The following is a 24,659-nucleotide window of genomic DNA, read 5'->3' on the forward strand; positions in this document are numbered from 1 at the left end:
ACCGTCGCGGCTCTTGTCGTATCCGGCGCGCCACACGTCATTTTGCACTCGTTACGGTAAAGAAAAGAACCGCCAGCGGGCGCGATACAACCGTAACGGAAAGTATTTCCCTATCGCTGTAACATTTTACGTGTGAAACTCGCTCACGATTCGCAGTGCCGTCACTGTGCCGCGTGTCGAGGGGGGACTATATGCGCCAGACGACCTTGTCGGTCGCGCTCGAGGTAAAGCCAGAGAGCTACGATCATCTATCGGCATTGCTCGACCGGCTTCGCGACCGGCGCAATCCCGATCCCGCCGGGGGCGTCGGGCCGTTTGCCGAGTTCCTGTCGAGCGTGCCCGTGCTGCACTTCCTGTCGCTCAGCGTGTTCCCCGGCTTCGATTATGACCCGCTGTTCGTGATCGAGGCGAATTTCGATGGCGAGCGCGGGCCGTTCTGGGCGCAGCTGGAGGCGGCGATCGGGGCCGAGCTGCGCGCGATGCTGCGCTGTTGCAAGCGGCCGCTCGACAATGACGGGCCGCTGTTCGACGCCGTCACTGCGCCCGATTCCCGCACGCCGATCGCGCCCTATCTGGCGGCACGCGCGCTGACGCCGACGGTGTACCACCATGGCAATCGCGGCATGTCGCGCGATCGCATCCTGTCCGAGGCGGCGCTGTTCCTTGCGATCCGGCGCGAAGTCGACGGGCCCGATCTCTATGCCCCCAGCGCGTATCGCGGGCTGGCCCCGGCGGAGGTGCACGCAAAGGTGCGCGCCGCGCTGCTCCCCGGCTTCGGCTGGCTGGCGGAGAAGGCGCCGGCGCGCATCCCGTGGCAACAGAATATCGGCGACTGGGTGCGGCTCAGCGCGTTCGTGGTGACGGCGATCTTCCTGCTCTCGTTGCCGGGGATGATCCTCAAGCTCGAAATGCCGTGGGAACGCTATGCGGCGCTGCTTGCGGTGGTGTTCGTGGTCTTCGCGGTGCTGCTCAAGCGGATCGGCGTGGCGTTGCCGGGTACGGAAACGCCGACGCGGTTCAGTTTCCTGACGCTGTTCTTCCGCCAGCTGCTTCCGCTCGCGCTGTTCGTCGCGCTGTACCTGGTCGTCGCCGGGGCGATCGGTACGCCCTTCTCGATCCTGCTGACGGCCCGCACGCTGCCCGCCGCGTGGGAGGGGATGCTGATCTGGCTGGGCTGGGGGCTGCTCAGCCTGCCGGTGACGGTGGCGGGCATCGTGCTGTGGCTGCGCACGCTGGAACGTGCCGACAGCTCGCAGGACGCGCCGCCGGTCGATGCGACGATGCTGCGCGAAATGGCGCGGCGCGAGGACTGGATACCGCAGAATCACATGGGCTCGGTGGTGCTCATCAAGCCCGGCGTGCTGCGCATGATCCTGATCCGCGCGGGGCATCTGGGGCTGGGGCTGCTGCTGCGGATCATCGCGCGCAACGGCTATCTGGGGTCGATGCGCACGATCCATTTCGCGCACTGGGCGATGGTCAACAACCGCAGCCGGCTGATGTTCTTCTCGAACTTCGACCAGACCTGGGAAAGCTATCTCGATGACTTCATCGAAAAGGCGCATGCCGGGCTGACGCTGGCGTGGAGCTGTGGCGTCGGGTTCCCGCCGACGCGCTTCCTGGTTAAGGACGGCGCCAGCCATGGCCGCCAGTTCAAGGAATGGGCGCGGCATTCGATGACCGTCAGCCGCTTCTGGTACTCGGCATATCAGGAACTGACCGCCGACCAGATCGAGCGCAATTATCGCATCGCCCTGGGCCTGCGAAAACCCAAACTCACCGCCAAGGAGGCCGCGCTGTGGATCAACGACCTGTGAGCGGCGCGCCCGCCGCAAAGGGGCCGCCGAGCTGGAAGCTGGCGGCGCCGCACGACAAGCTGGCGCAGGGCATGGTGGTCAGCGGCTTTGCGTCGCTGCCGACGGGGCGTGCGCTGTTCCTTGAATTCCAGTGGCCGGGCGTGGCGGCGGACGGAAAGGGCGGCGCGTGGATGCAGGCGCTCCACGCCATCGCGCCGATCACCGACGCCGATGGGCGCGATCCCAATGCGGCGTCGTTGGCGTTCACCTGCGAAGGGTTGCGGCGGATGGGGCTGGGCGCGAACACGCTCGCCTCGTTCGATCGCCCGTTCAAGGAGGGGATGTTCCAGGAGGATCGCCTGCGCCGGCTGGGCGACCGGCGCGGGCACGACTGGCTGCCGACCGTGATCCCCAAGGGGCCTAAATGGAGCGGCAACACCCCGCTGGACGATGCCGCGACCGATGACGAGGTCCACGCCTTTGCCGAGGACGAAGGCGAGCCTGCGGAGACCCGCGTCCGCACGCCGGTGACCGTCCATGCGCTGCTGCTGCTCTACGACGCCGACGAAGCGGCGGCGGAGGCACGCTGCGTACAGGTGGGGGCGGCGCTGGCCCCGCATCAGGTTGCGATCGTCCACCACTTGCCGCTCGATCTGCGCACCGACGCGCGCGGCATCGCCCGCGAGCATTTCGGTTTCGCCGATGGCGTGTCGCAGCCTGAGCCCTATGCTCCCGGCGTGGTGACGCGGGGGGGCGTGGACGCGCCGCAGGACCCGTGGAACGGCGTGCCGCTGGGCGAAATCCTGATGGGCCATGTCAACGGCCACCATGAAGTCGCGCCGGGGCCCGTGGTCCCCGATACGCCCCAGGGCCGCGCCGCCGGGCTGGCCCCGCACCCGCGCGGCGAGGGGTTCCTCGACCTTGGGCTCGACGGCAGCTACATGGTTGTGCGCGAGCTTCGCCAGTATGTAACCGCCTTCTGGCAATCCATGGCCGCCTCCGCCAAGGCGATCGGCGCGTCGGACCCCGGCGCAGGCCATGTCGATGCGAACTGGATCGCCGATCGCGTGATCGGACGCGACCTGGACGGCAATCTGCTGTGCCCCGGCGGCACGCTGCCGCCCGACCAGTATGACCAGCCGGCGAATGATTTCGGCTTCTACGATCGCGACCAGCACGGCCATGGCTGTCCGATGGGGAGCCATGTGCGCCGGGGCAATCCGCGCGACGGGCTGGCGCCCAAGCCGGCGGACAAGCAGACGCTGCTCGATGCCGCGAACAACCACCGCATCCTGCGGCGCGGGCGCAAATATGGCCCGACGATCGTCGATCCGCTGGTCGATGACGGCGCCGAGCGCGGGTTGTTGTTCGTGTGCCTCAACACCGACATCACCCGCCAGTTCGAGTTCGTCCAGCAGACCTGGATGCTCAACCCCAATTTCGCGACGCTGTTCGACGAAACCGATCCGCTGATCGGCCCGGCGGGCACGCTCACGATTCCAGAGACGCCGCTGCGCCGGATCATCCCGGTCGAAACCTTCGTCCAGATGGCGGGAGGCGAGTATTTCTTCCTGCCGAGCATGCCGGCGCTGCGCTATCTGGAGACGCTATGAGCGTGCTCGACAGCAGCGAAGTGCTGCGCCCCGCCCCGCGCGGGATCAAGGGGATGCTCCAGCGCTGGATGATGGCGGCGCTGCCCTGGGTGTTTTCGGTGCTGCGCCGGGTCAAGCCGGTCGCGCGGTTCGGCGGCATGGTGCTGACCTCGCGCTATGACGATGTGCGCGAAGTGTTTGCGACCGATCCGGTGTTCGGCGTGCAATATGCCGGCAAGCTCGACGTCATCATGGGCGGCCAGCCCTTTTTCCTCGGCATGGGCGACACCCAGCAATATCGCGACGATACGGCGGCGATGCGCAAGGTGATCCGCCGCGACGACTTGCCCCGGCTGGCGGCGGCGGTGGAAGTGGAGGCGGCGCGGATCGTCGCCGGCGCGGGCGGGCGGATCGACGTGGTCGACACGCTGGTGCGGCGGGTGACCTTCGACGTGCTGGCGCGCTATTTCGGCGTCCCGCCGGTGCCGGGCGCGCATCTCGACGTCTGGGCGACGCGCCTGTTCGAGTTCCAGTTCGCCGATGCCGGCAACGACCCGGCGCTGCGCGCCGAAGTGAACGTGATCGCCCCTGCGCTGCGCGACCATATCCAGCGGGAGATCGTGCGGCGGCGGTCCAGGCCGGGGGGCGACGACGTGCTCGGCCGGTGTCTGGCGCTGCAGGCGGCGGGCGAGCCGGGCTTCAGCGACGACCAGATCCGCACTGCGCTGATGGGCTTCGTCGTCGGCGGGCCGCCGCAGCCGCCGATGGTGGTGCCGCAGGCAATGGAGCAATTGCTGCGCCGCCCGCAGGTGCTGGCAGAGGCGCAGGCGGCGGCGCGTGCCGGAGACGACGTGCTGCTGGCCGGCTATGTTCGCGAAGCGATGCGCTTCGATCCGCTGGCGCCCGGGCTGCCGCGCACGGCGCTGTCCGACTGGACGCTGGCGCGCGGCACCGGGCATGCGGCGCAGATCCGCAAGGGCGATACGGTGCTGGCGGCCTTTGCCTCGGCGATGATGGACCCGCGCCGGGTCGCCGATCCGCGCCGTTTCGATCCCGCACGCCCGCCGAGCGACTATATCCATTTCGGCTATGGGCTGCACCAATGCTTCGGGTTGCACATCAACAACGCGACGCTGCACCTGATGCTCAAGCCGCTGCTCCAGCGCCCGAACCTCCGCCGCGCGCCGGGTAAGGCGGGGCGGCTGTCCAAGCGCGGGGGCTTTGCCGAGCGGCTGGTGGTCGAATATGGCTGAACCCTGTTCCCCTGCGAAAGCAGGGGCCCAGGGTGCCGGGCGGGCGGCCTTGGGCCCTGGACCCCCGCGTGCGCGGGGGAGCGGCTTAGCGCCGGGGAAGGCGGGTCGGCTGTCGAAGCGCGGGGGCTTCGCCGAGCGGCTGGTCGTGGAATATGGCTGAACGACACTAAGGCGGCTTGTTCCCCTGCGAAAGCAGGGGCCCAGGGTGCCGGGCGGGCGGCCTTGGGCCCTGGACCCCCGCGTGCGCGGGGGAGCGGCTTAGCGCCGGGGAAGGCGGGTCGGCTGTCCAAGCGCGGGGGCTTCGCCGAGCGGCTGGTGGTCGAATATGGCTGACCCCTGGGCCCCTGCGAAAGCAGGGGCCCAGGGTTACGGGCGGTGCGCGTTGCGGCTCCGTTCTCCCGCTTTCGCGGGGGGAACCCCTCAGCGCCGGGGCGAGGGGGCGCCGCGATAATCGCCCTGCCGCTCGAGCATCCAGCCCGGATATTCGGCGGGCAGCTTGCTCACGGCATCCAGCGCGGACAGTTCCTCGGGCGTGAACGTCACGTCCACTGCGCCCAGATTGTCGGCCAGCTGGTCCGGCCGCTTGGCGCCCAGGATCACGCTCGACACCGCCGGCTGGTGGAGCAGCCACGCCAGCGCGAGCTGCGGCACCGAATGCCCCTTGGCGGCGGCCAGTTCGCGCAGCACGTCGATCACCGCATAGCCGCGATCCTTGTCCACCGGCGGGAAATCGAATTCGGCGCGGCGCCCTTCGCCTTCGCCCTCGCGCGTATATTTGCCCGACAGGAAGCCCCCGGCCAGCGGGCTCCACACCATCAGCCCGACGCCCTCTGAGCGCAGCATCGGCACCACCTCGCGCTCCAGATCGCGCCCGGCCAGCGTGTAATAGGCCTGGAGCGAGGCGATCGGGGCGTACCCCTTGGCCGCGGCGATGCCGACCGCCTTGGCCACTTGCCACGCCGCCCAGTTGGACAAGCCGATATAGCGCACCACGCCGCGCCGCACGAGGCTGTCGAGCGCGTACAGCGTCTCTTCGATCGGAGTCACCGTGTCGAAGCCGTGGATCTGGTACAGGTCGATATGGTCGGCCTGCAGCCGCGCAAGGCTCGCCTCGACCTGGTCGTGGATATGGCCGCGTCCGGCGCCGGCGCCGTTGGGGCCGGGGTGCATCCGACCCAGTACCTTGGTCGCGACCACCACTTCGTGCCGCGGCACGCCCAGGTTGCGCAGCGACTGGCCCAGGATTTCCTCCGAACGGCCGCCGGCATAGACATTGGCGGTGTCGAAGAAATTGATGCCCGCATCGAGCGCGGCGCTGACCAGTGCATCGGCCTCGTCCTGGCCCAGCTCGCCGATCTTGGACCACATGCCGCCATTGCCGCCAAAGGTCATCGCGCCCAGGCAGAGTTCGGAGACGATCAGGCCGGTACGGCCGAGTTGGTTATAGCGCATGGGGGAAGCCTTCAGCAGGATGGGGGGGACGCCCCAGAGATGTGGTCGGGCAGGCGCCGGCGCAACGGGCGCGCGCGGTTTAGGGTGTGGGCGCGGAGGGGAGCGTTATCGTGACGAGGCTGCGCTTGCGGCGGTGGTCGGCTACGGAAGGGCCGCCTTCCTCCGCCGATTGCCAGAACGGCGTGGTCTGGGGGGGGCGGACCATTGCGCGGTGCGCGGATGTTGCTTTCTTTGATCCTCCCCCGGAGGGCAGGGCTATCGCAGTTGAACTGAAGTCCCCCTCACCCTTCCGCCGCTTCGCGGCTCCCTCCCTCTCCCACAAGGGGAGAGGGAGCGTGGCGCCGTCTCTCCCTCTCCCCTTGTGGGAGAGGGAAGGGGCCCGCCGCCGAAGGCGGTGGGAAGGGTGAGGGGGACAAACAGCCATATGCGATAGCCCTCCCCCTCCGGGGGAGGAATGAGCACGGCTTTCAGAGTCCGTTGGCCACCGCCATGACCCACCCCACAATCACCCCCCAGCCAGCAACTCCAGCGCCGCGCGGTCGGCGATTACATAGCTGCGCACATCGGGCAGGCGGATCGTGCCGCCGGTCTTGAGCCGGGTCATGTTGCGGCTGACCGTCTCGATCGTCAGGCCCAGCAGGTCGGCCATCTGCTGGCGCGTGATCGGCAGTTCCACGCTCTCGCCCGGTGCGGCGCCGCTGCGTTCGGCGATTTCGAGCAACAGGCTGGCGACGCGCTCGCACGCGGTCTTGCGGCCCAGCAGCAGCATCCAGCGGCGGGCACGGTCCAGCTCGTCGAGGACGCGGCCCAACAGCGCATGCTCGACTTCGGGATGCTCGCGCGCGAACGTGTCGAAGCTGGGGCGGCGGAACACGCACAGCCGCGTGTCGGCCAGCGCCGTGACGCAGTGTCCGGTGCGCGCCGCAAAAGGCCGGCCGACGAAATCGCCGGGAAAGGCGAGCCCCAAAATCTGCTCGCGCCCGTCGCCCAGCGATGCGGTGAGCTTGAGCAGGCCGGAGCGGACGGTGCCGACGACCAGCGCCTCGTCGCTTTCCCACACCAGGGTCTCGCCCCGGCGGAGCAATTCGGTGCGGCCCATGCGGTACATCGCGTCGAGCACGGGCTGCGACAACTGGCTGCAGATCGCCCGCTCGCGCGCGGCACAGCCGGTGCAGCTGCGCCCGATGCTGCCCCCGGCGCCTGCGCCTTCGCGCATCATCGGTTGAAGGTACATGTCATTTCCCTCCGCCATCGATCGCGCCGAGCAGCTCGTGCTGCCGAATCGGCTTTTCCAGGATCACGTCATAGCCGCATGCCATCGCCGCCTCGCGCAGCGTGCCGGAGGGATAGGCGGTGATGAGGATCGAACGCCCTTCCCAGCCGATCCGGTGGAGCGCGCGCAGCACGCCGAAGCCGTCGCTGTCGGGCAGGCGATAATCGGCGATCAGGCATTTCGCCTCGCCAATCGTCGGGTCGGCCAGCAGCGGGCCGGCGGCGGAATAGGAACGCACGTCATAGCCGCGCCCGTGCAGCATCAGGTGCATCGACCGGCGTACGCCGGCATCGTCTTCGACCAGGAGCACGCGGGGACGGGAAGGCAGTGTCGTACTTGGCATGGCGACCTACAGTGGATCGCAGGTGTGTGCCGTACGCGGAGGCGGCGGTCGTTACGTGATGATCCGTATTGCCGGCGCGGCGGCGCCGGCAAGCGGATCGATCGGGCAGATCAGCCCTCGCCGTCGCCTTCCAGCCCGGCGGCAAAGGCGATGCGCAGCGCTTCGGACAGGCTGCGCACGCCCAGCTTGGTCATCACATTCGCCCGGTGCACTTCCACGGTGCGCGGCGATATGCCCAGGTCGAACGCGATCGTCTTGTTCGGGTGCCCGCGCACAAGCCCGCGCAGCACATCCTGTTCGCGCGCGGTCAGCCCGGCGATCCGCACCTGCGCCTCATGCTCGGACGACACGACATCGGCGGTGTGGTTGAGCCGGCGGAACGCGGTCTCGATCGCCTGGAGCAGCACGGCCTTTTCAAACGGCTTTTCGATGAAGTCGACGGCGCCCTGCTTCATCGCGGCGACGGCCGTATTGATGTCGCCATGCCCGGTCAGCACGATCACCGGCATCGCCACGCCGCGCGCGTTCAACTCGGCCTGCACCTCCAGCCCGTCCATCTGGGGCATCCGCACGTCGAGCAGGATGCAGCCGGGCTCGGCGGTCCTGGCTTCCTTCAGAAACTCTACCCCGGAAGGATAGGCCTTCACATCATATCCCGACGTCCGCAGCATGAATCCCGCCGAACGGCGGATCGATTCCTCGTCGTCAACGAGATGGATTGTCCGCTTTTCCATCATTGGCTTCCTCTGTTCCCACTCCCATGACCGTGAAATGAAAGATCGTACCCCCGCCCGGGCGCGCATCCGCCCAAATGCGGCCCCCATGCGCTTCCACGATCGTCCTGCAGATCGATAGTCCGAGTCCCATGCCCCGATCCTTGGTGCTCGTGAAGGCCTCGAACAGTTTTGGCGCCAGCGCCGGGTCGATTCCCGGGCCGGTATCCGCCACCGATACGCGCACCATGCCGCGCGCGTCGGGCGCGCTCGCCACGGTCACGTCGCGCACCGGGCTGTCGCACATCGCCTCGATCGCGTTGCGGACCAGATTGACCAGCACCTGCTGGATCTGGACCCGATCGACCAACACCCCGGCGACCGAGGGATCGAGATCGTAAAAGGCGCGCACGCCGCGCTCCTTTGCCCCGATCAGCGCCAGCCGGCTGGCTTCGTCGACCAGATGGGGCAGGTCCTCGACGCGCTTGTCGACATCGCCGCGCGACACGAAATCGCGCAGCCGCCGCACGATATTGCCCGCGCGCAGCGTTTCCTTGGCCGATTCGTCCACGGCTTCGCGCAGCATCTCCAGCGTGTCGGGCGTGGCGCCCTGATCGAGCAGGTCGCGCCCCGCTTCCAGATAGTTGGCGATCGCGGTCAGCGGCTGGTTCAGTTCGTGCGCCAGCGTCGATGCCATCGTCCCCATCGCCGACAGCCGCGAGACGTGGATCAGCTCGGATTGCAGCTCCTTCAGCCGCAGTTCGGCGCGCTGCTGGTCGGTCAGGTCGCGAATGAAGCCGGTGAAGATGCGATGCCCCTCGGTGCTGGCCTCGCCGACCGAAAGCTCCATGGGAAACGCCGTGCCGTCGCGCCGCTGGCCGACGACGATTCGGCCGATGCCGATAATCCGGCGCTCGCCCGTCGTCAGGTATCGCGCGATATAATTGTCGTGGCGGTCGCGATCGGGCGAGGGCATCAGCATGCTGACGTTGCGCCCGGTCACATCGGCCTCGGCATAGCCGAACAGCCGCTCGGCGGCGGCGCTGAACGACAGGATCACGCCGCGTTCGTCGATCACGATCATCGCGTCGGGCACGGTCGCCAGGATCGAGCGGAGGTGCAGCGCGCTGCGTTCCAGCGCCGATTCCGATGCCTTGCGATCGGTGATGTCGTACACGATCTGGCCAAAGCCGCGCAGCGAGCCATCGGGATGGTGCAGCGGCGCGATCGTCACATCGGCGAGGAATTCCGATCCGTCGCGACGCACGCGCCACGTTTCCTCGCGCAGCCGGCTGACCGTGGCCGCTGCGAGGTCGGCACCGGGCTTGCCCGCCGCGCTGTCCGCCGGGGGATACAGGTCCGCGCCCGGCCGCCCGACCATCTCGGCGGCGGACCAGCCGGTCAAAAGCTCGGCACCCCGGTTCCAGGTGAGTACCGTGCCCGTTGCGTCCAGCAGGAAAAGTGCGCGGTCCGTCGCGGTCTCGACGAACAGCGCCAGGGCTTCGGGTCGGTTCATTACGCCATGCTACAGACAAAGCTCGGGTGCATCGACCCCTTGCAGATCAGGAATCGTGCGCGACCGTTTCCGCAGCCAGCGCCTGCGCCGCGCGGCGACGGGCGACGGCGGCCTGGGCCTGTGCCGCGTGCCGTTCGTGCAGCAACTGGCTCGACAATTCGAACGCGGCGCCGCGCGCGGTCTCCAGATGCTCGTACACGGCGGATTCGGGCATCCCCTCCACCACGGCATCGAAATGGACATGGTGCGAGGAATGCATCTGGAACGCCTCGACCAGGTAATTGTCGAATGCCTGGCGCAGCGCCAGCCATTGCCCCTTTTGCTCGAGCCAGGGCCGCGTGGTGGCGGAGGAGGACAGGATCAGCAGCCGCTTGCCCGCCAGCAACGGGTGCGGGCGCCGCGCCTTGAGCGCCTCGGCGCGAAACCCGGCGCCCAATACGCGATCGATATACCCCTTGATCATCGCAGGCGGCATCCCGAACCAGATCGGATAGACCAGCACGATCGCATCAGCGGAATGCACCAGTTCGAGTTCGGCGGCGACATCGGGGCGATGCTCGATCTCCGCCGCCAGCCGCTCGTCTGCCTGCAACCGGGGATCGAACCCCTGCGCATACAGATCGCGCAGCATCGGAATCTGGCCGCAGTCGCGCGTCGCGGCGCAATAGGTTTCCGCGATCGCGCGATTGAAGCTGTTGGGCGAAGGGTGGCCCAGCACCACCAGATGCCGTAGCGGTTCGGGCGTCGGCGTGGGAACGGGGGCCGCAATCATCTCAGTTCGCCAGGAAAAGAGGAACGGGGCTTTCGCTCAGCATCCTGCGGGTGACGCCGCCGAACACCGCCTGGAGCATCCGGCTGTGGCCATAGCCGCCCATCACCACATAGGCCGCGTGGCTGGCCTTGATCTCGGAGAGCAGCGTGTCGCTGGTCCGCTCGAACGCGGTGGGGATGTGGCGCACCACCGGCTCGATCCCGTGGCGGGAGAGATATTGCGCGGCCTCGCTGGCCGGGACCCGTACCGATCCGTCGTCGATCTCGACGATCGTCACCTGCCGGGCGAGCGCGAGCAGCGGCACTGCCGCCTGAAGCGCTTCCTCGGCCGCCTTCGACCCGTCCCATGCGACCAGCGCCTTTGCGCGCAGATCGAGCGCGCGGGCGCTTTCGGGCACCGCCAGGATCGGCGTCTCGGCACAGGCGAGCAAGTCGCCGACCAGCCCGCGCATGTCGGGAAAGGCGATGCCGTCGAGCTGGCGGTTGACCACGATCACATCGGCCAGCCCCGCCGCATCGCGCAGCGCGCCGCGCAGGTCGCCGGTCACGTCGCGCCAGTCATAGGCGACGTCCTCATGCGCCAGCCGGCGCTCGATCGCCTTGCGATTCTCGCCCTCGCGCGCCTGTTCGTCGGCGAGGAGCAGCGCGCTGCCGCCATTGGGGACATAATCGTCCACCATCACCGGCACGATCGAGACATCGACGCACGACAGATGGCCGTTCAGCGCCCGGGTCAGGTCCAGCGCGACCTGCAGCCGGGCCTCCTGGCCCGGATCGTCATGGATCAGCAGCAGTACGTTCTTCATGATCGCCTCCACGTCCTTGAGGATGGGTGAAGGCTAGGTCCGGGGCCGGTGGCTCGGTATCGGGAATGATACCGATGGGGCCTTTCCTATACGGCCCGGCTGAAGCGCTGGTGCGCCGCGACGCGATAGCTGTCGAACGCGCAGGCGGCGAGCCGGGCATAGGGGCGCCCCTGCGGCAGGATGGCGATCCGCCAGCCGTCGCGCGTCACCAGCCCTTCCTGCGCCAGCGCGTCGAGCGTGGGCAGCGCGTCGCCAAAGACCTGGGGCGACTGGCCGTGGCGCTCGGCGATCGCGGCGGCATCGACGGTGCCGTCGCACAGCAGCCGCTCGATCACTTCGGTCCGCAGCCGGTCGTCCGCCGTGCGCGCCACGCCGCGCACGCCGCTGAGCATCCCGTTGCCCGCCAGCATCCGATAGCGCCCGACATGCTTCTCGTTCTGGACGAGCAGCCCGTCATACTGGCTGATCGCCGACGCGCCGAGCCCGATCACGGTCGCGGCGGGATCGTCGGTAAAGCCCTGGAAATTGCGGCGCAGGCTGCCCTGGCGCGCGGCGATGGCGATGCTGTCGTCGGGTTGCGCGAAGTGATCGAAGCCGATCGCCTGGAACCCGGCCTCGACCAGCAGGTCGTGCGCCAACGCGCTTTGCCAGAAGCGGGCGCGGGCATCGGGCAGCAGCGATTCGTCGATCATCCGCTGGCGCGGCAGCATACGCGGCATATGGGCATAGCCGAACACCGCGATGCGATCCGGCGTCAGCGCCAGCGCCTGGTCGATCGTCGCCGCGACATCGTCCAGCGTCTGGCCGGGCAGGCCGTACATCAGGTCCAGGTTGACGCGCGCGATGCCGGCAGCGCGGAGCTGCTCGGCGGAGCGGGCGACGTCGCGGAACGGCTGCACGCGGTTGATCCGGCGCTGGACATGCGGCGCAAAGGTCTGCGCCCCCAGGCTCGCGCGACCGATGCCGGCAGTGGCGAGGGCGGCGGCATAGTCGGCGTCGAGCGTGCGCGGATCGAGTTCGGCTGCCCATTCCGAATCGGATGCGATGGCGAAATTGCTTCGCAGCGCGGCGGCGATCACCACCAGGTCGTCGGGCGCCAGCGCGTTGGGGCTGCCGCCACCGAAGTGGACGCTCACCACGCTGCCGCGCATCCGCGCGCCGACCGTCTCGATCTCGCGCAGCAGGGCGTCGCGATACGCCGTCACCCGGTCGGCCCGACCCACCGCCCCGGTGTTGCATCCGCAATACCAGCAGATTTCGTGGCAGAACGGGATGTGCAGGTACAGCGACACCGGCGTCTTGGGCGCGATCGCCGCCAGCGCCTCGCCCTGTTCACGCGCGCCGACGCCGGCGTGGAATTCGGCGGCCGTGGGGTAGCTGGTGTAGCGCGGCACGGAACGCTCGGCGAGTGCGGGCAGGAAGCGGTGAGTCATGGGCACACGCATGGGCGGCGGGCGCGCGTGCTTCTTTGACCAGGATCAATGCCGGCGGGGCGGGGGCGGCGATGATGGCGCCTTTCACACCGGGAGAGTTCCGATGCTCGATCTGATCGGCAGCAACTATGTCTACCTTGTCGGCGGCGCGATGGTCGCCTTCATGGCGGTGCTGGCCGCCGTCAGCGTGTTCGACGCACTGCGCGCCCGCGACGCCTGACGCACGGCTTCCCTCGTCCGCCCGGCTGCGCTAGCGGGCGCGGATGACTTCGACACCCTCCCTGATCGCCGGCCTTGAGCTGGGCGGCACCAAGTGTGTGGCATCGCTCGCCACCGGGCCCGACGACGTGCGTGAACGGCATGTGATCCCGACCACCGATCCCGCCACGACGCTGGCGGCGATCGAGGCGGTGCTCGACGGCTGGGCCTTCGACGCGCTCGGCATCGCCAGCTTCGGCCCGCTCGAGCTGAACCGCGCGCATCCGCAGTTCGGATCGGTGACCGCGACGACCAAGCCCGGCTGGACCGGCACCGACCTGTTCCAGCGCCTGTCGCGCCGCTATGCGAAGCCGACCGCGATCCAGACCGACGTGAACGGCGCCGCGCTGGCCGAGGCGCGCTGGGGCGCGGCGCGCGGAATGGCGACGCACGCCTATATCACGATCGGTACCGGGGTGGGCGTGGGCATGGTCGCCAATGGCCGCCCGGTCCAGGGCTATGCCCATGGCGAGGCCGGGCACATGCGCGTGCCGCGCGCGCCCGGCGACACCTATGCCGGCTGGTGCCCCTATCACGGGGCGTGCATCGAGGGGCTGATTGCCGGCCCGGCGATCGCCGCGCGCTTTGGCCGCCCCGGCGCGGAATTGCCGCAGGACGGCCCCGAATGGGCGCTGTTCGTCCACGATCTGGCGGGGCTGCTCCACAATCTTGTCGTCGCCTTCGCGCCGGAGCGCATCGCGATCGGCGGCGGCGTGATCGCCGCGCGCGAGCATCTGTTCCCCCGCATCCGCACACAGCTGCGCGACAATCTGGGCGGCTATGGCGCGCTGGCGGCCTATGCCGAGGAACTCGACTGGCGGCTGGGCGCGCCGGGGCTGGGCACGATGGCGGGCCCGCTGGGCGCGATCGCGATGGGGCTGGAGGCGCTGGGGGCATGACGCCGGGCACGCACCACGCGCTGCTCCCGGCCCGCGCGCTGCGCGTCCATTGCCCGATCGAAGCGGCCACGCTGGCCGGTCTGCTGGCCGGGCGGACGGCCTGTATCGAGGCGGACCCGGTGCTCGCTGCGATGCTGGCGATCGTGCGCAGCGACACCCCGCTCGGCGATTTCGGGGCCTATCGCTCGGTCGTCGAACTCGCGCCGGGATGGGAATTGTTCACGCCGGGTGCCGATGCGGTGCCGACGCTGGGCAAGGCAGGCAGTGGGGCGGTTTCGCCGACCGCGATCCTTACGCTGTATATCCCCGGCGATGCACCGGCGGAGGCCCTGGCGCACGCGATCGATGCAATCATGACGGCGCACCCGTGGGAAGTGCCGGTGATCGAACTGCGCGAGACGATGCTGGTCACGCGCGGCTGAGGCCGGCAGGCCCTCAGATGACGTCCATGTCGATCTTGTAGTGGTGCCACGCAAAGATCGCCGCAGCGCCGCGATGCGGGCTCCACGCCAGCGACCATTCGCGCAGCTGCTTTTCCGACGGGCGCTCCGGGTGGCCCAGTATCCGGCCGATCTCGATCTGCACGGCCAGGTCGCCCGCCGGCCACACATCGACGCGACCTTCGGCGAACAGCAGATAGATTTCGGCGGACCAGCGCCCGATCCCCTTGATGCGGGTCAGCGCGGCGATCGCGTCCTCGTCGTCGGCGGGCAGGTTGGCCAGGTCGAGCTGGCCGCTCGACACTTCCTCCGCCAGGCTGCGCGCATAGCTCGCCTTTTGCCGCGACAGGCCGGCGGCGCGCAGCGCCTCGTCCGATGCGGCGGCGACGGTGGCCGGATCGGTCAGGTCGCCCAGCGCGGCGGCAAGCTTGTTCCAGATCGATTGCGCCGCCGCCACGCTCACCTGCTGCCCCACGATCGTGCGCAGCAGCGTTTCATAGCCCCGGTCGCGCAGGCGCGGCTCGGGATAGCCCGCGCGGGCAAGCGCGGCTGCAAAGGCGGGCTCCTGCGCAGCGAGTGCATCGATCGACGTGCGGAGCTGGTCGGCGCTCAATCCCATTTCAGGCCCCTTTCAGGCGGTCCTTGCGCTGGTTGGCGATCGGCGGCAATGCTCGCGCCGCCACCAGGAGATAACGATGCCCAAGCTTATTGTCGTCACCCGTGAAGGAGAAGAACGCACGGTCACGGGGGATGCCGGCCTTAGCGTGATGGAAGTGATCCGCGACAATGGCTTTGACGAACTGCTCGCCCTGTGCGGCGGCTGCTGCAGTTGCGCGACCTGCCACGTCCATGTCGACCCGGAATTTGCGGCCAAACTGCCGCCGATGAGCGAGGACGAGAACGATCTGCTCGACAGCTCGATGGACCGCAACGACTTGTCGCGCCTGTCGTGCCAGATCCCGTTCACCGACGATCTCGACGGCCTGCGCGTCACCATCGCCGCCGAGGATTGATCGGAGTGTCGTCTGGGGATGCGCCGCTGGCGCATCCCCTCTTGGCCCGGTCGTTAAATCCGTTCGTGCTGAGCGTGTCGAAGTACGGTGAGTTTCACTGCCCTTCGACAAGCTCAGGGCGAACGGGAAGGGTAGATCAGCCCGGCGTCATCACACGCTTAAAGCCCCGCCACCTTCAGCATCGCCATCGGTGCGTCGGCGGAGCGGGCATTGACCTTCCATGTGATCGATTTGCCGCCGGGGACAGACGTGGCGCCGTCCTCGTTGTTCTGGCTGACGATCTGTGCGTCCGTGATGAGCGTGAAGCTGCCGTCCAGCTTCGATGCCGCCTGATCGCCGGCGCCCATCGTCTTGCCGCTGTCCTGCTGCTTGGCGAAGGCCGGCGCCTTGACGCGGACCCCGTCCTTGCCGCGCAGTTCGACTGCGACGAACGGGAAGATCATTTCCGCGTCCTGATTGTACGGGAACAGGAAGTTGTGCGTCAGCTTACCCGACAGCGCATATTCGACATAGAATACGCCGTCGCCGCGATATTCGACCAGGCTGTAGCCCGCTTCCTTGCGGACCTGATCGGCGAGCGCGCGATACTCGGCGTCCTTCTCCGCCCGCTTGTCGGCGTCCTTCTTGGCCTTGTCCGCGTCGGTCGAGGGCTTCTTGTTCTCGCCATCCGCCTCGTCGTCCGAATCCGCCAGATCGGACAGGCCCTTGCCCATCATCCCTTCCAGATCCATCGCCACGACTTCGCCCTTGTAGGTGAAGGTGAAGCTGCGATCTGCCTTGATCGTCAGCGTGGACTGGAAGCGGCCTGGCACGAACAGGCACGCCGCGAGCGCGAGCGCGAGGGGCACGACAATCGCGGCGGCAAGCGCCTTGCGCCAATGTTGCGTCATGATCTTCTCCGTTCGGGTCAGCTGCGCGCGGCGATGGCGTAGAGCGCCACGGCGGCCGCATTGGATACGTTCAGGCTCTCGACCTTGGGCGAAATCGGCAGCTTGGCCAGTTCGTCGCAATGCGCCTCGGTATTCTGGCGCATTCCTTCGCCCTCGGCACCGAGCACCAGCGCGATTCGCTGTTCGCCCATCACCTGCGCCAGCGTGCCCTTGGCATGGCCGGTCAGCCCGATGCGCCAGAAACCGGCCTCTGCGATTTCGTCGAGCGCGCGGGCCAGGTTTACCACGCGCACCCAGGGAACGGTTTCCAGCGCGCCCGATGCCGCGCGCGCGACCGTTCCCGATTCGGGCGGTGCGTGCCGGTCCTGCGTCACGATGCCCAGCGCGTCGAACGCCGCCGCCGAGCGCAGGATCGCGCCGACATTGTGCGGATCGGTCACCTGATCCAGCACCAGCAGCGGGCGCTGGTCGCCTTCACCCTGTGCCAGCAGGTCGCCCAGCCAGATTTCCTCCAGCGGGTCGACTTCGGCGACGATGCCCTGGTGCGGCGCGTCGCCGGGCACCAGCCGCGCCAGATCGGCGACATCCGCGTAGGTAATGGGAATCACCGGCGGAATGTTGAGCGCGGCCAGCGCCTCGCGCGTGCCCCACAGCTTGCGCACGGTGCGTTCGGGATTTGCCAGCGCGGCAAGGACGGCGTGCCGTCCGTAAAAACGCGGGCGCGATGCGGGGGCCTGGCTCGGCCGGTGTCCACGACGTGCCATCAGTCGTCGCTCGGATCGGGATAGGCGAACGGATCGGTCGGCGTCGGTTCGGTGGGGAAGGGCTGGCGGGGCAGCGCCTTTTCCGCATTCGCCGATTGCAGCAGCATCGACGCCAGGATCACGGCGGCCTGGCGCATGTCCGCGGCCTTCAGGTGATCGAACGTGTCGATGCTCGTGTGGTGCAGCCGGCTGCCATAATCCAGCGGGTCCTGGATGAACTGGAACGCCGGGATGCCGACGGCGGAGAAGAACATGTGATCGGTGCCGCCGGTGGTGCGGATCGCCACCGTGCTTGCGCCCAGCGTCGCGAACGGCGCGAACCAGTCGCGCAGCATCGGCACCGCAGCGACGTTTTTCTCGGCATAGATGCCGCGAATCCGGCCCGAGCCGTTGTCGAGATTGAAGTACGCGGCCAGCTTGTCATAGCCCGGCTGGCGCACGATCGGCCAGCGATTGGCCCAGCCATAGAAGCGGGCAAGCCCCGATGTCGGCGCGTTCGCCGCGCGCTGGCGCGTGGCGATATGCTGTTCGACATAGGCCATCGAGCCCAGCAGGCCCTGTTCCTCGCCCGCCCACAGCGCGAATCGGATCGTCCTCTTGGGCTTCACCCCCATCGATTGCAGGATGCGCGCGGCCTCCATCACCATCGCCACGCCCGCGCCATTGTCGACGGCGCCGTCGCCGGCGGTCCAGCTGTCGAGATGCGCGCCGGCCATGACATAGGCGCCGCTGGGATCGGTGCCGGGGATGTCGGCGATGACGTTGTACGCCTTGGTGTCGGCGTCCTCGAAATGGACGACGCTGTCCAGCTCGATCACCGGCGCCGGGCCGACCTTGGCCAGCCGGGCGAGGCGGCGATAATCCTCTGCCGCGATTTCGAAGCCGGGCACCGCTTGCGTCTCCCCCGTGCCGAACAGATAGCCGGTGCCGTGCAGCAGCTTGCCGTCGCGCGAGGACATGGTGGCATAGGCGACGGCGCCCTCGGCCTTCAGGAAGGCGTCGAGCTTGGAGGCGAAGTCGAGGCGCTTGATGCGGCGATCGGTCGATTCGGGATCGTGCTTGGGCGGTTCATAGACGTCGAGCTTGGACAGGTCGTCGCCGTTCAGGCGGCGGAACGGCGCCTCGCCGGGCTCGGAACCATTGTCGGGCAGCGTGACCATCACGATCTTGCCCGCCAGCTTGCCCTTGTAGCGGGCGAAATGCTCGACGCTGCTGATCGGGGCGACGAACACGGGCGCGCTGATCTTGCCCGGCGTGCCGGGGGTCCAGGTGATCGCCATCGCCGTCAGGTCGATGGGGCGGGGGCTCACCATGCGCGCGCTGAACCGCTCGGCCCACCAGCCGCGGCCGAACTCAAACCCTTCCTTGTGGACGTTCTTCAGGCCCCAGTCGCGATAGCGCGCCATCGTCCAGTCCTCGGCCTTGCGGATGCCAGGGGAGTTGGTGAGGCGCGGGCCGATGCCGTCCATCAGCTGTTCGGCGGTCTGCATGATTTGCGAGTGGTTGAAGCCCTCATCGATGATTCGGGCGATTTCCGCACGATCGACACTCTGCGCGGCGGCAGGGGTGGCGATCATCATGACGGCGGCAATGGCGGTTAGGGTGCGCATGAAGTTCCTGGATCGAGGAAAAGCTGTGGAAAGACGCTATGCGTCGCACAGAGTATGCGCAAGGCGTTGACAGGTCGCGTTCGCTTCGGCAATGGACCGCCCTCGCTCGACGCGGCGCCTGGGGACAGGTGGCCGAGTGGTTAAAGGCAGCAGACTGTAAATCTGCCGGGTCCGCCCTACGCTAGTTCGAATCTAGCCCTGTCCACCACCGCCGCGTCGAGCGAAGACCTCCCTTCAGATCCTCGCCAGAAAAAACGCCACGCGGCGAGCCGTTTAGCGCGCGCGCTCCGCCCCCGACTCCGGTCTTTCCCTGCGCGTAGTTGCCCCGGCTTGTATGTGAGCCGGGATAAGGTCCATAATGGACATAAGGGGATCTACGGAAAGCAGGCATATGGCGCGCGAGAGCGACCGTATCGAAACTGCCTGCGTCTTTATCGAGCAGGCGATGACGCTGTTGGATGCGGCGGGTATGGATGTCGAGGCGGCGTCGCTCGCGATGGTGCTCGATCGGCTGCGGACGCTGCGGGAAGCTACGCCCCGCCCAGGCGATCCAGCTTCGCGCGCATAGCGGCCAGGAACGAATCGATTCGGTCCAGCCCGTTCGGGCTCAGTTCCAGGAAGGTGAAGCGCCGGTCGGACGGATCGTCCCGCTTCACCACCAGCCCGCGCTTCACCAGGACATTGACCCAGCGCAGCGCCGTCGTGGTCGGCACTCCCGATGCGATGCAGGCGGAGGATGTCGTGACGCGGCGCCCCTCGGCATGATGGACATACAGGTCCAGCAGGATGTTGAACGCCGGATCGGCGAACAGGTCCTCGCCCACATGGCTGCCCAGCGCGTCGCGCGCGACGAGCAGCCAGCGGGCCAGTTCGACCTTGGCGGGCGCGGGGGCTTCGCGGGCGATCGCCGGAATCCCCAGCCCGGTGGTACTGCCCATCGCCCGTACATGCGTGCGCGCGCCGATGTCGCGCATCGCGCCATCGTCGAGCGTCGCCCCAAAGCCTATCCGATCCACCCTGTCGCCCCCCGATTATCTCGCCCCGATGCCAGCCATGGTAAATAACTCCTTAGGCACAGGCAATTGGGGCTTTTACGCGCGGAGGGGAGTCAGAGCACCGCCTGCACCAATTGGGCAAAGGCGTGGGCGCGGTGGCTCATCGCATGCTTGGCTTGCGGGTCCATCTCGGCAAAGCTCTGGTCGTAGCCCAGCGGCACGAACATCGGGTCATAGCCAAAGCCGCGATCGCCGCGCGGCGGCCAGACCAGCGTGCCGTCCACGCGCCCCTCGAACCATTCGACATGCCCGTCGGGCCAGGCGAGCGCGAGCGCGCAGATGAAATGCGCGTCGCGTCCCGTTTCCGGCGGCAGTGCGGCGAGGCGATCCTCGACGCGCTGCATCGCCAGCGCGAAGTCCTTGTCCGGCCCGGCCCAGCGCGCGGAGAAGATGCCGGGTTCCAGCCCCAGCGCCTCGACGCACAGGCCGCTGTCGTCCGCCAGGGCGGGGAGCCCGGACAGGTCTGCGGCCTGCAGCGCCTTCAACTCGGCATTGGCGACGAAGGTGGTGCCGGTCTCCTCCGGTTCGGGGAGGTCCAGCTCGGCGGCGGACACCGGCTCGATCCCATAGGGACCGAGCAGCGCCCGGATCTCGCGCACCTTGCCGGCATTGTGGCTGGCGATCACCAGCTTGCCGGGGGTGAGCTTGCGGATCGCCTGGGGGGCGTCGCCGCTCCCCGCCGTGCCGCCGATTCCTTCGTCACCTGGGGTCATGCAATCGCCTTCAATTGTGCGTCGAAGATACGGGTGCAGCCGATGCGCGCAAGCCGCAACAGGCGCAGCAGGCCCTCTTCGTCATAGGTCGCGCCCTCGGCGGTGGCCTGCGCCTCGGCGATCTTGCCGTCGGCCAGCAGCACGAAATTGGCGTCGGCATCGGCATTCGAATCCTCGTCATAGTCGAGGTCGAGCACCGGCGTGCCCTGATAGATGCCGCAGCTTACCGCTGCCACCTGCGTCAGGATCGGGTCCTTTTCCAGTTGGCCCGCCGCCAGCAGCTTGTTCGTCGCCAGCCGCAGCGCGACCCACGCGCCCGAAATCGCCGCCGTGCGCGTGCCGCCATCGGCCTGGAGCACGTCGCAGTCGAGCGTGATCTGGCGCTCGCCAAGTGCCTTCAGGTCGGTCACGGCGCGCAGCGAACGGCCGATCAGCCGCTGGATTTCCTGCGTACGGCCCGATTGCTTGCCCTTTGCCGCCTCACGCTGGCCGCGCGTGTGCGTGGCGCGGGGCAACATGCCATATTCGGCGGTGACCCAGCCCTCGCCCTTGCCGCGCAGCCAGGGCGGAATCCGTTCTTCGATGCTGGCGGTCACCAGCACGCGGGTGTCGCCGAACCCGATCAGCACCGATCCTTCGGCGTGGCGGGTGAAGTTGGGCTCGATCGTGATTGCCCGCATTTCGTCGGGGGCGCGGCCGGATGGGCGCATCTGCTTCAGTCTCCTGCAAGGTTGGCCCGGGCACCTAGACCGTGCGTTACGAACGCGCCAGTGGTGGCGGACGATCCAGGGGAGAGACACGATGAAGCAATGGATGGCGATGGGGGCGGCGGCGGTGGCGCTGGCCGGGTGCGTGGCGCCGTCGCGGCCCGGCGGCCCGGTGCCGATCGAAGGCGATTCGATCACCTACGAAACCGGCCCGTGCTTCGGCGCCTGTCCGGTCTATGCCGTCACGGTGCGGCCCGACGGCACCGGCGTGTTCACCGGCAAGCGCTTCACCGCCGTGACCGGCGAGCGCGCCTTCACGCTCACCCGCGCGCAATATGACGCCTTTGCCGCTGCGCTCGCCCCGTATCGCCCGGCAAGCGGCGATGTGCGCTACGCCCCCGGCGAGCCGCGCTGCGCCAACGCCGCCACCGACATGCCCAGCGTCGAGGTCCGCTGGACCCGCGCGATCGGCGACAGCCAGGGGCTCTATTATTATTTCGGCTGCAACCTCGGCACCAAACGCCCCATCGCCGATGCGCTGGGACAGGCGCCCGACGCGCTGCCGATCGCGGCGATGATCGGCGAGCGGCCCTGACAGGGGCAGGGCCCCGTTCCCCGCAAATTCCCGTTCCCCTGCGAAAGCAGGGGCCCAGGGCTCCGAGGACGATGCTTGTGGCTCTGGACCCCTGCGTTCGCAGGGGAACGAGCAGCATAGGCGCGCGCCACCCGCCCGAAAGACCGGCAAGCGCGTCGCCGGTTGCGGATGGCGCCCGTTTCGCGGCCAGGGAATCCCGGTTCCCCTGCGAAAGCAGGGGTCCAGAGTTCCGAGCAGGGCGCTTGCGACTCTGGACCCCTGCTTTCGCAGGGGAACAACACCCACCCGTCGCCCTGTACCCCGTTGAGGCTTGGCCTCGCGCCGCCTACATCATGCGCATGACCACACCCCCCATCAACGAAATGACCGATCGCGCCCGTGACGTCTTCCGGATCGTGGTCGAATCCTATCTCGATACCGGCGCGCCGGTGGGGTCGCGGACGATTTCCAAGATTTCGGCGCTCAACCTGTCGCCCGCGTCGATCCGCAACGTGATGCAGGACCTGGAAGAGGCCGGGTTGCTCGCCGCGCCGCATACCAGCGCGGGGCGGATGCCGACCGAGAGCGGGCTGCGGCTGTTCGTCGATGGCATGATGCAGGCCAGCGAACCCTCGGCGCAGGAACGCGCCGCGATCGAGGCGCGGGCGGGGCAGGTGGGGCCGGTGGAAGAGGCGCTGGCCGGGACCACTGCCGCGCTTTCCGGGCTGTCCGCCTGCGCCGGGCTGGTGCTGGTGCCCAAGGCGGAGCCGGTGCTGCGCCAGGTCGGCTTCGTGCCGCTCAGCGAGGACCGCGCGCTGGCGGTGCTGGTGGGCGAGGATGGATCGGTCGAGAACCGCGTCGTCGAATTGCCCGGCGGGATCGACCCGCTCTCGCTGCAACAGGCCGCGAATTACATGAGCGCGATGCTGACCGGGCTCACGCTCGCCCAGGCGCTGGCGCGAGTCGAGCGCGACCTGCATCAGCAGCGCGCGGCGCTCGACAGCGCGGCGGCGGCGCTGGTCGAACGCGGGCTTGCGGTTTGGAGCGAGGATAGCGGGCGCCGCCCGGTGCTGATCGTGCGCGGCCAGGCGCGGCTGATCGACACTGCCGCCGCCGAGGATCTGGACCGGGTGCGCCAGCTGCTCGACGAGCTGGAGGGCAAGGAGGAAATCGCCCGCCTGCTCGACAGCGCGCGCGATGGCGAGGCGACCCGGATCTTCATCGGATCGGAAACCAAGCTGTTTGCGTTGTCGGGCTCGTCGGTGATCGCCAAGCCGGTGCGTGCGCTCGATGGGCGCGTGGTCGGCGTGGTGGGCGTGATCGGCCCCACGCGGTTGAACTATGCCCGCGTCGTGCCCATGGTGGATTTCACGGCGGCCACACTGGCCCGATTGATGGCCTGAAGATGAAACAGGGAACTATGTCGAACGAGAATGAAAAGATGAGCGCGGACGTGCAGGACACCGAAAACACCGTGCGCGAGGAAACCGCCGAGCAGGCGCCCGAAGTGGCGCAGCAGGACCGCGTTGCCGAGCTGGAGGCACAGGTCGCCGAGGCGAAGGCTGCGGTGCTCTATGCCCAGGCGGAAACGCAGAATGTGCGCCGTCGCGCCGAGAAGGAAGCAGCCGACGCGCGCACCTATGCCGCAACCGGCTTTGCCCGCGACGTGCTGTCGGTTGCGGACAATCTGACGCGCGCACTGGCGACGATCCCGACCGAACTGCGCGAGGACGACAAGTTCAAGGCGCTGGTCGTCGGGCTCGAAGCCACGGGCCGCGAGCTGGATTCGGTGTTCGCCCGCCATGGCATTTCCAAGATCGTGTCGGTCGGCGAGGCGCTGGACCCCAATCGCCACCAGGCGATGATGGAAATGCCGAGCGCCGATGTCGAGCCGGGCACCGTGGTGCAGGAAATCCAGGCGGGCTACATGATCCGCGACCGGCTGTTGCGCCCGGCGCTGGTGGGCGTCGCCAAGAAGCCCGACTGATCGTCACGCTCCGACCGGGGCGTTCGCGAAAAGGCCGGTTCCCGCCACGCGGGCCGGCCTTTTCCGTGCCCGGCAAACATGACGTCTTTTTCATTTGCACTTCGGCGCCCCGGTGCACATGTGCACTCTCGGAAACGGACCTCCGCTTCCGCCCATTCGAACAACCCAGAGGGTTATGTCCAGCAACGATCACAGTAGATCGACCGCGCCGTCCATGGCCCGTACGCAGCTGAGCTGACCCGCTCACCTCGCGCCCGGCCGTGACGGCCGGTCGGCAGCGAGGTTTTTATGAACGCAGCAATTCGTTTCCTGATCGATCTCCGTCGTCCGGCGGTGCGCGATCCCCATGCGCTGTTCGATGCGCGCCTCACCTTTGGCGAGCGGCTGGCGGATCGTGTCGCCACCATCGGCGGCTCGTGGAGCTTCATCATCGGCTTCGGTGTGTTCCTGGCCGCCTGGGCGGTGCTCAACACGGTCATCCTGGCGGCGCACGCCTTCGATCCGTTTCCCTTCATCTTCCTCAACCTGATGCTGTCGATGCTGGCGGCATTGCAGGCGCCGATCATCATGATGAGCCAGAACCGCCAGGCCGCGAAGGACCGGTTCGAGGCGCGGCTGGATTACGAGACCAACCTGCGCGCCGAGGCGCAGATCGAGGGGCTGCACGAAAAGATCGACGCGCTGACCGCGCAGATCGAGCGGCTGTCGCATGTCGCCTGACACGTCCGGTGCCGGTTTGGAAATGCGCCACCGACGCATTTCCAAACCGGCACGTTGCGGCGCAACGAGATAGCGGTGGCG

General features: G+C 68.2%; 25 protein-coding genes and 1 tRNA gene. 11 read left to right on the forward strand and 15 right to left on the reverse strand.

Annotated elements, in window-relative coordinates; translation table 11 throughout:
- Window positions 1-191 precede the first annotated feature (191 nt).
- Genes ACG3SL_RS01470 through ACG3SL_RS01480 form a run of 3 tightly spaced genes read left to right on the forward strand, consistent with a single transcriptional unit; the run spans window position 192 to window position 4,641 of the window.
- Window positions 192-1,817 (forward strand): hypothetical protein, encoded by a 1,626-nt coding sequence (locus ACG3SL_RS01470; protein ID WP_448663369.1) that lies wholly within the window; start codon window positions 192-194, stop codon window positions 1,815-1,817.
- Window positions 1,799-3,409 (forward strand): Dyp-type peroxidase, encoded by a 1,611-nt coding sequence (locus ACG3SL_RS01475; protein ID WP_448663370.1) that lies wholly within the window; start codon window positions 1,799-1,801, stop codon window positions 3,407-3,409. The genes ACG3SL_RS01470 and ACG3SL_RS01475 overlap by 19 nt, the downstream gene beginning before the upstream one ends.
- Window positions 3,406-4,641, forward strand: coding sequence for a cytochrome P450 (locus ACG3SL_RS01480; protein WP_448663371.1), 1,236 nt, complete (start codon window positions 3,406-3,408; stop codon window positions 4,639-4,641). The genes ACG3SL_RS01475 and ACG3SL_RS01480 overlap by 4 nt, the downstream gene beginning before the upstream one ends.
- Before the next feature lie 420 nt (window positions 4,642-5,061).
- Here ACG3SL_RS01480 and ACG3SL_RS01485 read toward each other — a convergent pair whose 3' ends face one another.
- From ACG3SL_RS01485 to hemN, 8 genes are all read right to left on the reverse strand, one after another.
- Window positions 5,062-6,093 carry an aldo/keto reductase gene (locus tag ACG3SL_RS01485; protein ID WP_448663372.1) on the reverse strand — a complete coding sequence of 344 codons (1,032 nt, stop codon included), beginning with the start codon at window positions 6,091-6,093 and terminating at the stop codon, window positions 5,062-5,064.
- A gap of 505 nt (window positions 6,094-6,598) precedes the next feature.
- A complete protein-coding gene (locus ACG3SL_RS01490; protein WP_448663373.1) occupies window positions 6,599-7,327 on the reverse strand; it encodes a helix-turn-helix domain-containing protein in 729 nt (242 codons plus the stop codon).
- A 1-nt stretch (window position 7,328) separates the two neighbouring features.
- Complete coding sequence (locus ACG3SL_RS01495) at window positions 7,329-7,709, reverse strand: response regulator (protein WP_448663374.1); 381 nt, start codon at window positions 7,707-7,709, stop codon at window positions 7,329-7,331.
- 110 nt (window positions 7,710-7,819) lie between these two features.
- On the reverse strand, window positions 7,820-8,446 hold the full coding sequence (locus ACG3SL_RS01500) for a response regulator transcription factor (protein WP_448663375.1): 627 nt from the start codon (window positions 8,444-8,446) through the stop codon (window positions 7,820-7,822).
- The gene (locus ACG3SL_RS01505) at window positions 8,415-9,938 is read right to left on the reverse strand and encodes a PAS domain-containing sensor histidine kinase (RefSeq protein WP_448663376.1); all 1,524 of its coding nucleotides are present in this window, start codon (window positions 9,936-9,938) and stop codon (window positions 8,415-8,417) included. Before ACG3SL_RS01505 ends, ACG3SL_RS01500 begins: the two co-directional genes overlap by 32 nt.
- Window positions 9,939-9,984: 46 nt before the next feature.
- Complete coding sequence (locus tag ACG3SL_RS01510) at window positions 9,985-10,710, reverse strand: NAD(P)H-dependent oxidoreductase (protein ID WP_448663378.1); 726 nt, start codon at window positions 10,708-10,710, stop codon at window positions 9,985-9,987.
- A 1-nt stretch (window position 10,711) separates the two neighbouring features.
- On the reverse strand, window positions 10,712-11,515 hold the full coding sequence (locus tag ACG3SL_RS01515) for a universal stress protein (RefSeq protein ID WP_448663379.1): 804 nt from the start codon (window positions 11,513-11,515) through the stop codon (window positions 10,712-10,714).
- An 86-nt stretch (window positions 11,516-11,601) separates the two neighbouring features.
- Entirely contained in the window at window positions 11,602-12,948 is a 1,347-nt protein-coding gene (hemN, locus tag ACG3SL_RS01520; protein WP_448663380.1) for an oxygen-independent coproporphyrinogen III oxidase, read from the reverse strand.
- Window positions 12,949-13,211: 263 nt separating this feature from the next.
- On the opposite strand from hemN, the gene ACG3SL_RS01525 reads away from it, so the two are divergent.
- Together ACG3SL_RS01525 and ACG3SL_RS01530 are read left to right on the forward strand one after the other, a co-directional pair.
- Window positions 13,212-14,105, forward strand: a complete 894-nt coding sequence (locus ACG3SL_RS01525) for an ROK family protein (protein WP_448663381.1) — start codon at window positions 13,212-13,214, stop codon at window positions 14,103-14,105.
- Window positions 14,102-14,527: a hypothetical protein gene (locus ACG3SL_RS01530; protein ID WP_448663382.1), complete on the forward strand. Its 426-nt coding sequence runs from the start codon at window positions 14,102-14,104 to the stop codon at window positions 14,525-14,527. The genes ACG3SL_RS01525 and ACG3SL_RS01530 overlap by 4 nt, the downstream gene beginning before the upstream one ends.
- 13 nt (window positions 14,528-14,540) lie before the next feature.
- Here the strand turns inward: ACG3SL_RS01530 and ACG3SL_RS01535 are convergent, their stop codons facing one another.
- Window positions 14,541-15,164, reverse strand: a complete 624-nt coding sequence (locus ACG3SL_RS01535) for a DNA-3-methyladenine glycosylase family protein (RefSeq protein ID WP_448663383.1) — start codon at window positions 15,162-15,164, stop codon at window positions 14,541-14,543.
- Between the two features lie 76 nt (window positions 15,165-15,240).
- Here ACG3SL_RS01535 and ACG3SL_RS01540 point away from each other — a divergent pair, with 76 nt between their 5' ends.
- Window positions 15,241-15,558, forward strand: a complete 318-nt coding sequence (locus ACG3SL_RS01540) for a 2Fe-2S iron-sulfur cluster-binding protein (RefSeq protein WP_448663384.1) — start codon at window positions 15,241-15,243, stop codon at window positions 15,556-15,558.
- Between the two features lie 158 nt (window positions 15,559-15,716).
- Here the strand turns inward: ACG3SL_RS01540 and ACG3SL_RS01545 are convergent, their stop codons facing one another.
- Genes ACG3SL_RS01545 through ACG3SL_RS01555 form a run of 3 tightly spaced genes read right to left on the reverse strand, consistent with a single transcriptional unit; the run spans window position 15,717 to window position 18,822 of the window.
- Complete coding sequence (locus tag ACG3SL_RS01545) at window positions 15,717-16,448, reverse strand: hypothetical protein (RefSeq protein WP_448663385.1); 732 nt, start codon at window positions 16,446-16,448, stop codon at window positions 15,717-15,719.
- Window positions 16,449-16,465: 17 nt separating this feature from the next.
- A complete protein-coding gene (gene rlmB / locus ACG3SL_RS01550) occupies window positions 16,466-17,212 on the reverse strand; it encodes a 23S rRNA (guanosine(2251)-2'-O)-methyltransferase RlmB (RefSeq protein WP_448663386.1) in 747 nt (248 codons plus the stop codon).
- Window positions 17,212-18,822, reverse strand: coding sequence for a M20/M25/M40 family metallo-hydrolase (locus ACG3SL_RS01555; protein ID WP_448663387.1), 1,611 nt, complete (start codon window positions 18,820-18,822; stop codon window positions 17,212-17,214). The genes rlmB and ACG3SL_RS01555 overlap by 1 nt, the downstream gene beginning before the upstream one ends.
- A 122-nt stretch (window positions 18,823-18,944) precedes the next feature.
- Between ACG3SL_RS01555 and ACG3SL_RS01560 the strand changes: the two genes are divergently transcribed.
- A tRNA-Tyr gene (locus ACG3SL_RS01560) sits at window positions 18,945-19,030 on the forward strand.
- Between the two features lie 322 nt (window positions 19,031-19,352).
- Here ACG3SL_RS01560 and ACG3SL_RS01565 read toward each other — a convergent pair.
- From ACG3SL_RS01565 to rph, 3 genes are all read right to left on the reverse strand, one after another.
- Window positions 19,353-19,838: a transcriptional regulator gene (locus ACG3SL_RS01565; protein WP_448663388.1), complete on the reverse strand. Its 486-nt coding sequence runs from the start codon at window positions 19,836-19,838 to the stop codon at window positions 19,353-19,355.
- 92 nt (window positions 19,839-19,930) lie between these two features.
- A complete protein-coding gene (gene rdgB, locus ACG3SL_RS01570; protein WP_448663389.1) occupies window positions 19,931-20,590 on the reverse strand; it encodes an RdgB/HAM1 family non-canonical purine NTP pyrophosphatase in 660 nt (219 codons plus the stop codon).
- Window positions 20,587-21,300, reverse strand: coding sequence for a ribonuclease PH (rph, locus tag ACG3SL_RS01575; protein WP_448663390.1), 714 nt, complete (start codon window positions 21,298-21,300; stop codon window positions 20,587-20,589). The genes rdgB and rph overlap by 4 nt, the downstream gene beginning before the upstream one ends.
- A 91-nt stretch (window positions 21,301-21,391) precedes the next feature.
- On the opposite strand from rph, the gene ACG3SL_RS01580 reads away from it, so the two are divergent.
- From ACG3SL_RS01580 to ACG3SL_RS01595, 4 genes are all read left to right on the forward strand, one after another.
- A complete protein-coding gene (locus ACG3SL_RS01580) occupies window positions 21,392-21,892 on the forward strand; it encodes a DUF6438 domain-containing protein (protein ID WP_448663391.1) in 501 nt (166 codons plus the stop codon).
- A gap of 338 nt (window positions 21,893-22,230) precedes the next feature.
- Window positions 22,231-23,274, forward strand: coding sequence for a heat-inducible transcriptional repressor HrcA (gene hrcA / locus ACG3SL_RS01585; protein ID WP_448663392.1), 1,044 nt, complete (start codon window positions 22,231-22,233; stop codon window positions 23,272-23,274).
- Between the two features lie 17 nt (window positions 23,275-23,291).
- Window positions 23,292-23,858 (forward strand): nucleotide exchange factor GrpE, encoded by a 567-nt coding sequence (grpE, locus tag ACG3SL_RS01590; protein WP_448665216.1) that lies wholly within the window; start codon window positions 23,292-23,294, stop codon window positions 23,856-23,858.
- A gap of 288 nt (window positions 23,859-24,146) precedes the next feature.
- Window positions 24,147-24,578, forward strand: a complete 432-nt coding sequence (locus tag ACG3SL_RS01595; RefSeq protein ID WP_448663393.1) for a DUF1003 domain-containing protein — start codon at window positions 24,147-24,149, stop codon at window positions 24,576-24,578.
- Window positions 24,579-24,659: the final 81 nt, after the last annotated feature.

The organism is Sphingomonas degradans, from assembly GCF_053502645.1.

Excerpts from the sequence above, each read along its gene's own strand:
- ACG3SL_RS01470 (WP_448663369.1), top strand. The coding sequence starts at position 192 with ATGCGCCAGACGACCTTGTCGGTCGCGCTCGAGGTAAAGCCAGAGAGC.
- ACG3SL_RS01480 (WP_448663371.1), top strand. The coding sequence starts at position 3,406 with ATGAGCGTGCTCGACAGCAGCGAAGTGCTGCGCCCCGCCCCGCGCGGG.
- ACG3SL_RS01485 (WP_448663372.1), bottom strand. The coding sequence starts at position 6,093 with ATGCGCTATAACCAACTCGGCCGTACCGGCCTGATCGTCTCCGAACTC.
- ACG3SL_RS01490 (WP_448663373.1), bottom strand. The coding sequence starts at position 7,327 with ATGTACCTTCAACCGATGATGCGCGAAGGCGCAGGCGCCGGGGGCAGC.
- ACG3SL_RS01495 (WP_448663374.1), bottom strand. The coding sequence starts at position 7,709 with ATGCCAAGTACGACACTGCCTTCCCGTCCCCGCGTGCTCCTGGTCGAA.
- ACG3SL_RS01500 (WP_448663375.1), bottom strand. The coding sequence starts at position 8,446 with ATGATGGAAAAGCGGACAATCCATCTCGTTGACGACGAGGAATCGATC.
- ACG3SL_RS01505 (WP_448663376.1), bottom strand. The coding sequence starts at position 9,938 with ATGAACCGACCCGAAGCCCTGGCGCTGTTCGTCGAGACCGCGACGGAC.
- ACG3SL_RS01510 (WP_448663378.1), bottom strand. The coding sequence starts at position 10,710 with ATGATTGCGGCCCCCGTTCCCACGCCGACGCCCGAACCGCTACGGCAT.
- ACG3SL_RS01515 (WP_448663379.1), bottom strand. The coding sequence starts at position 11,515 with ATGAAGAACGTACTGCTGCTGATCCATGACGATCCGGGCCAGGAGGCC.
- hemN (WP_448663380.1), bottom strand. The coding sequence starts at position 12,948 with ATGACTCACCGCTTCCTGCCCGCACTCGCCGAGCGTTCCGTGCCGCGC.
- ACG3SL_RS01525 (WP_448663381.1), top strand. The coding sequence starts at position 13,212 with ATGACTTCGACACCCTCCCTGATCGCCGGCCTTGAGCTGGGCGGCACC.
- ACG3SL_RS01530 (WP_448663382.1), top strand. The coding sequence starts at position 14,102 with ATGACGCCGGGCACGCACCACGCGCTGCTCCCGGCCCGCGCGCTGCGC.
- ACG3SL_RS01535 (WP_448663383.1), bottom strand. The coding sequence starts at position 15,164 with ATGGGATTGAGCGCCGACCAGCTCCGCACGTCGATCGATGCACTCGCT.
- ACG3SL_RS01540 (WP_448663384.1), top strand. The coding sequence starts at position 15,241 with ATGCCCAAGCTTATTGTCGTCACCCGTGAAGGAGAAGAACGCACGGTC.
- ACG3SL_RS01545 (WP_448663385.1), bottom strand. The coding sequence starts at position 16,448 with ATGACGCAACATTGGCGCAAGGCGCTTGCCGCCGCGATTGTCGTGCCC.
- rlmB (WP_448663386.1), bottom strand. The coding sequence starts at position 17,212 with ATGGCACGTCGTGGACACCGGCCGAGCCAGGCCCCCGCATCGCGCCCG.
- ACG3SL_RS01555 (WP_448663387.1), bottom strand. The coding sequence starts at position 18,822 with ATGCGCACCCTAACCGCCATTGCCGCCGTCATGATGATCGCCACCCCT.
- rdgB (WP_448663389.1), bottom strand. The coding sequence starts at position 20,590 with ATGACCCCAGGTGACGAAGGAATCGGCGGCACGGCGGGGAGCGGCGAC.
- rph (WP_448663390.1), bottom strand. The coding sequence starts at position 21,300 with ATGCGCCCATCCGGCCGCGCCCCCGACGAAATGCGGGCAATCACGATC.
- ACG3SL_RS01580 (WP_448663391.1), top strand. The coding sequence starts at position 21,392 with ATGAAGCAATGGATGGCGATGGGGGCGGCGGCGGTGGCGCTGGCCGGG.
- hrcA (WP_448663392.1), top strand. The coding sequence starts at position 22,231 with ATGACCACACCCCCCATCAACGAAATGACCGATCGCGCCCGTGACGTC.
- grpE (WP_448665216.1), top strand. The coding sequence starts at position 23,292 with ATGTCGAACGAGAATGAAAAGATGAGCGCGGACGTGCAGGACACCGAA.
- ACG3SL_RS01595 (WP_448663393.1), top strand. The coding sequence starts at position 24,147 with ATGAACGCAGCAATTCGTTTCCTGATCGATCTCCGTCGTCCGGCGGTG.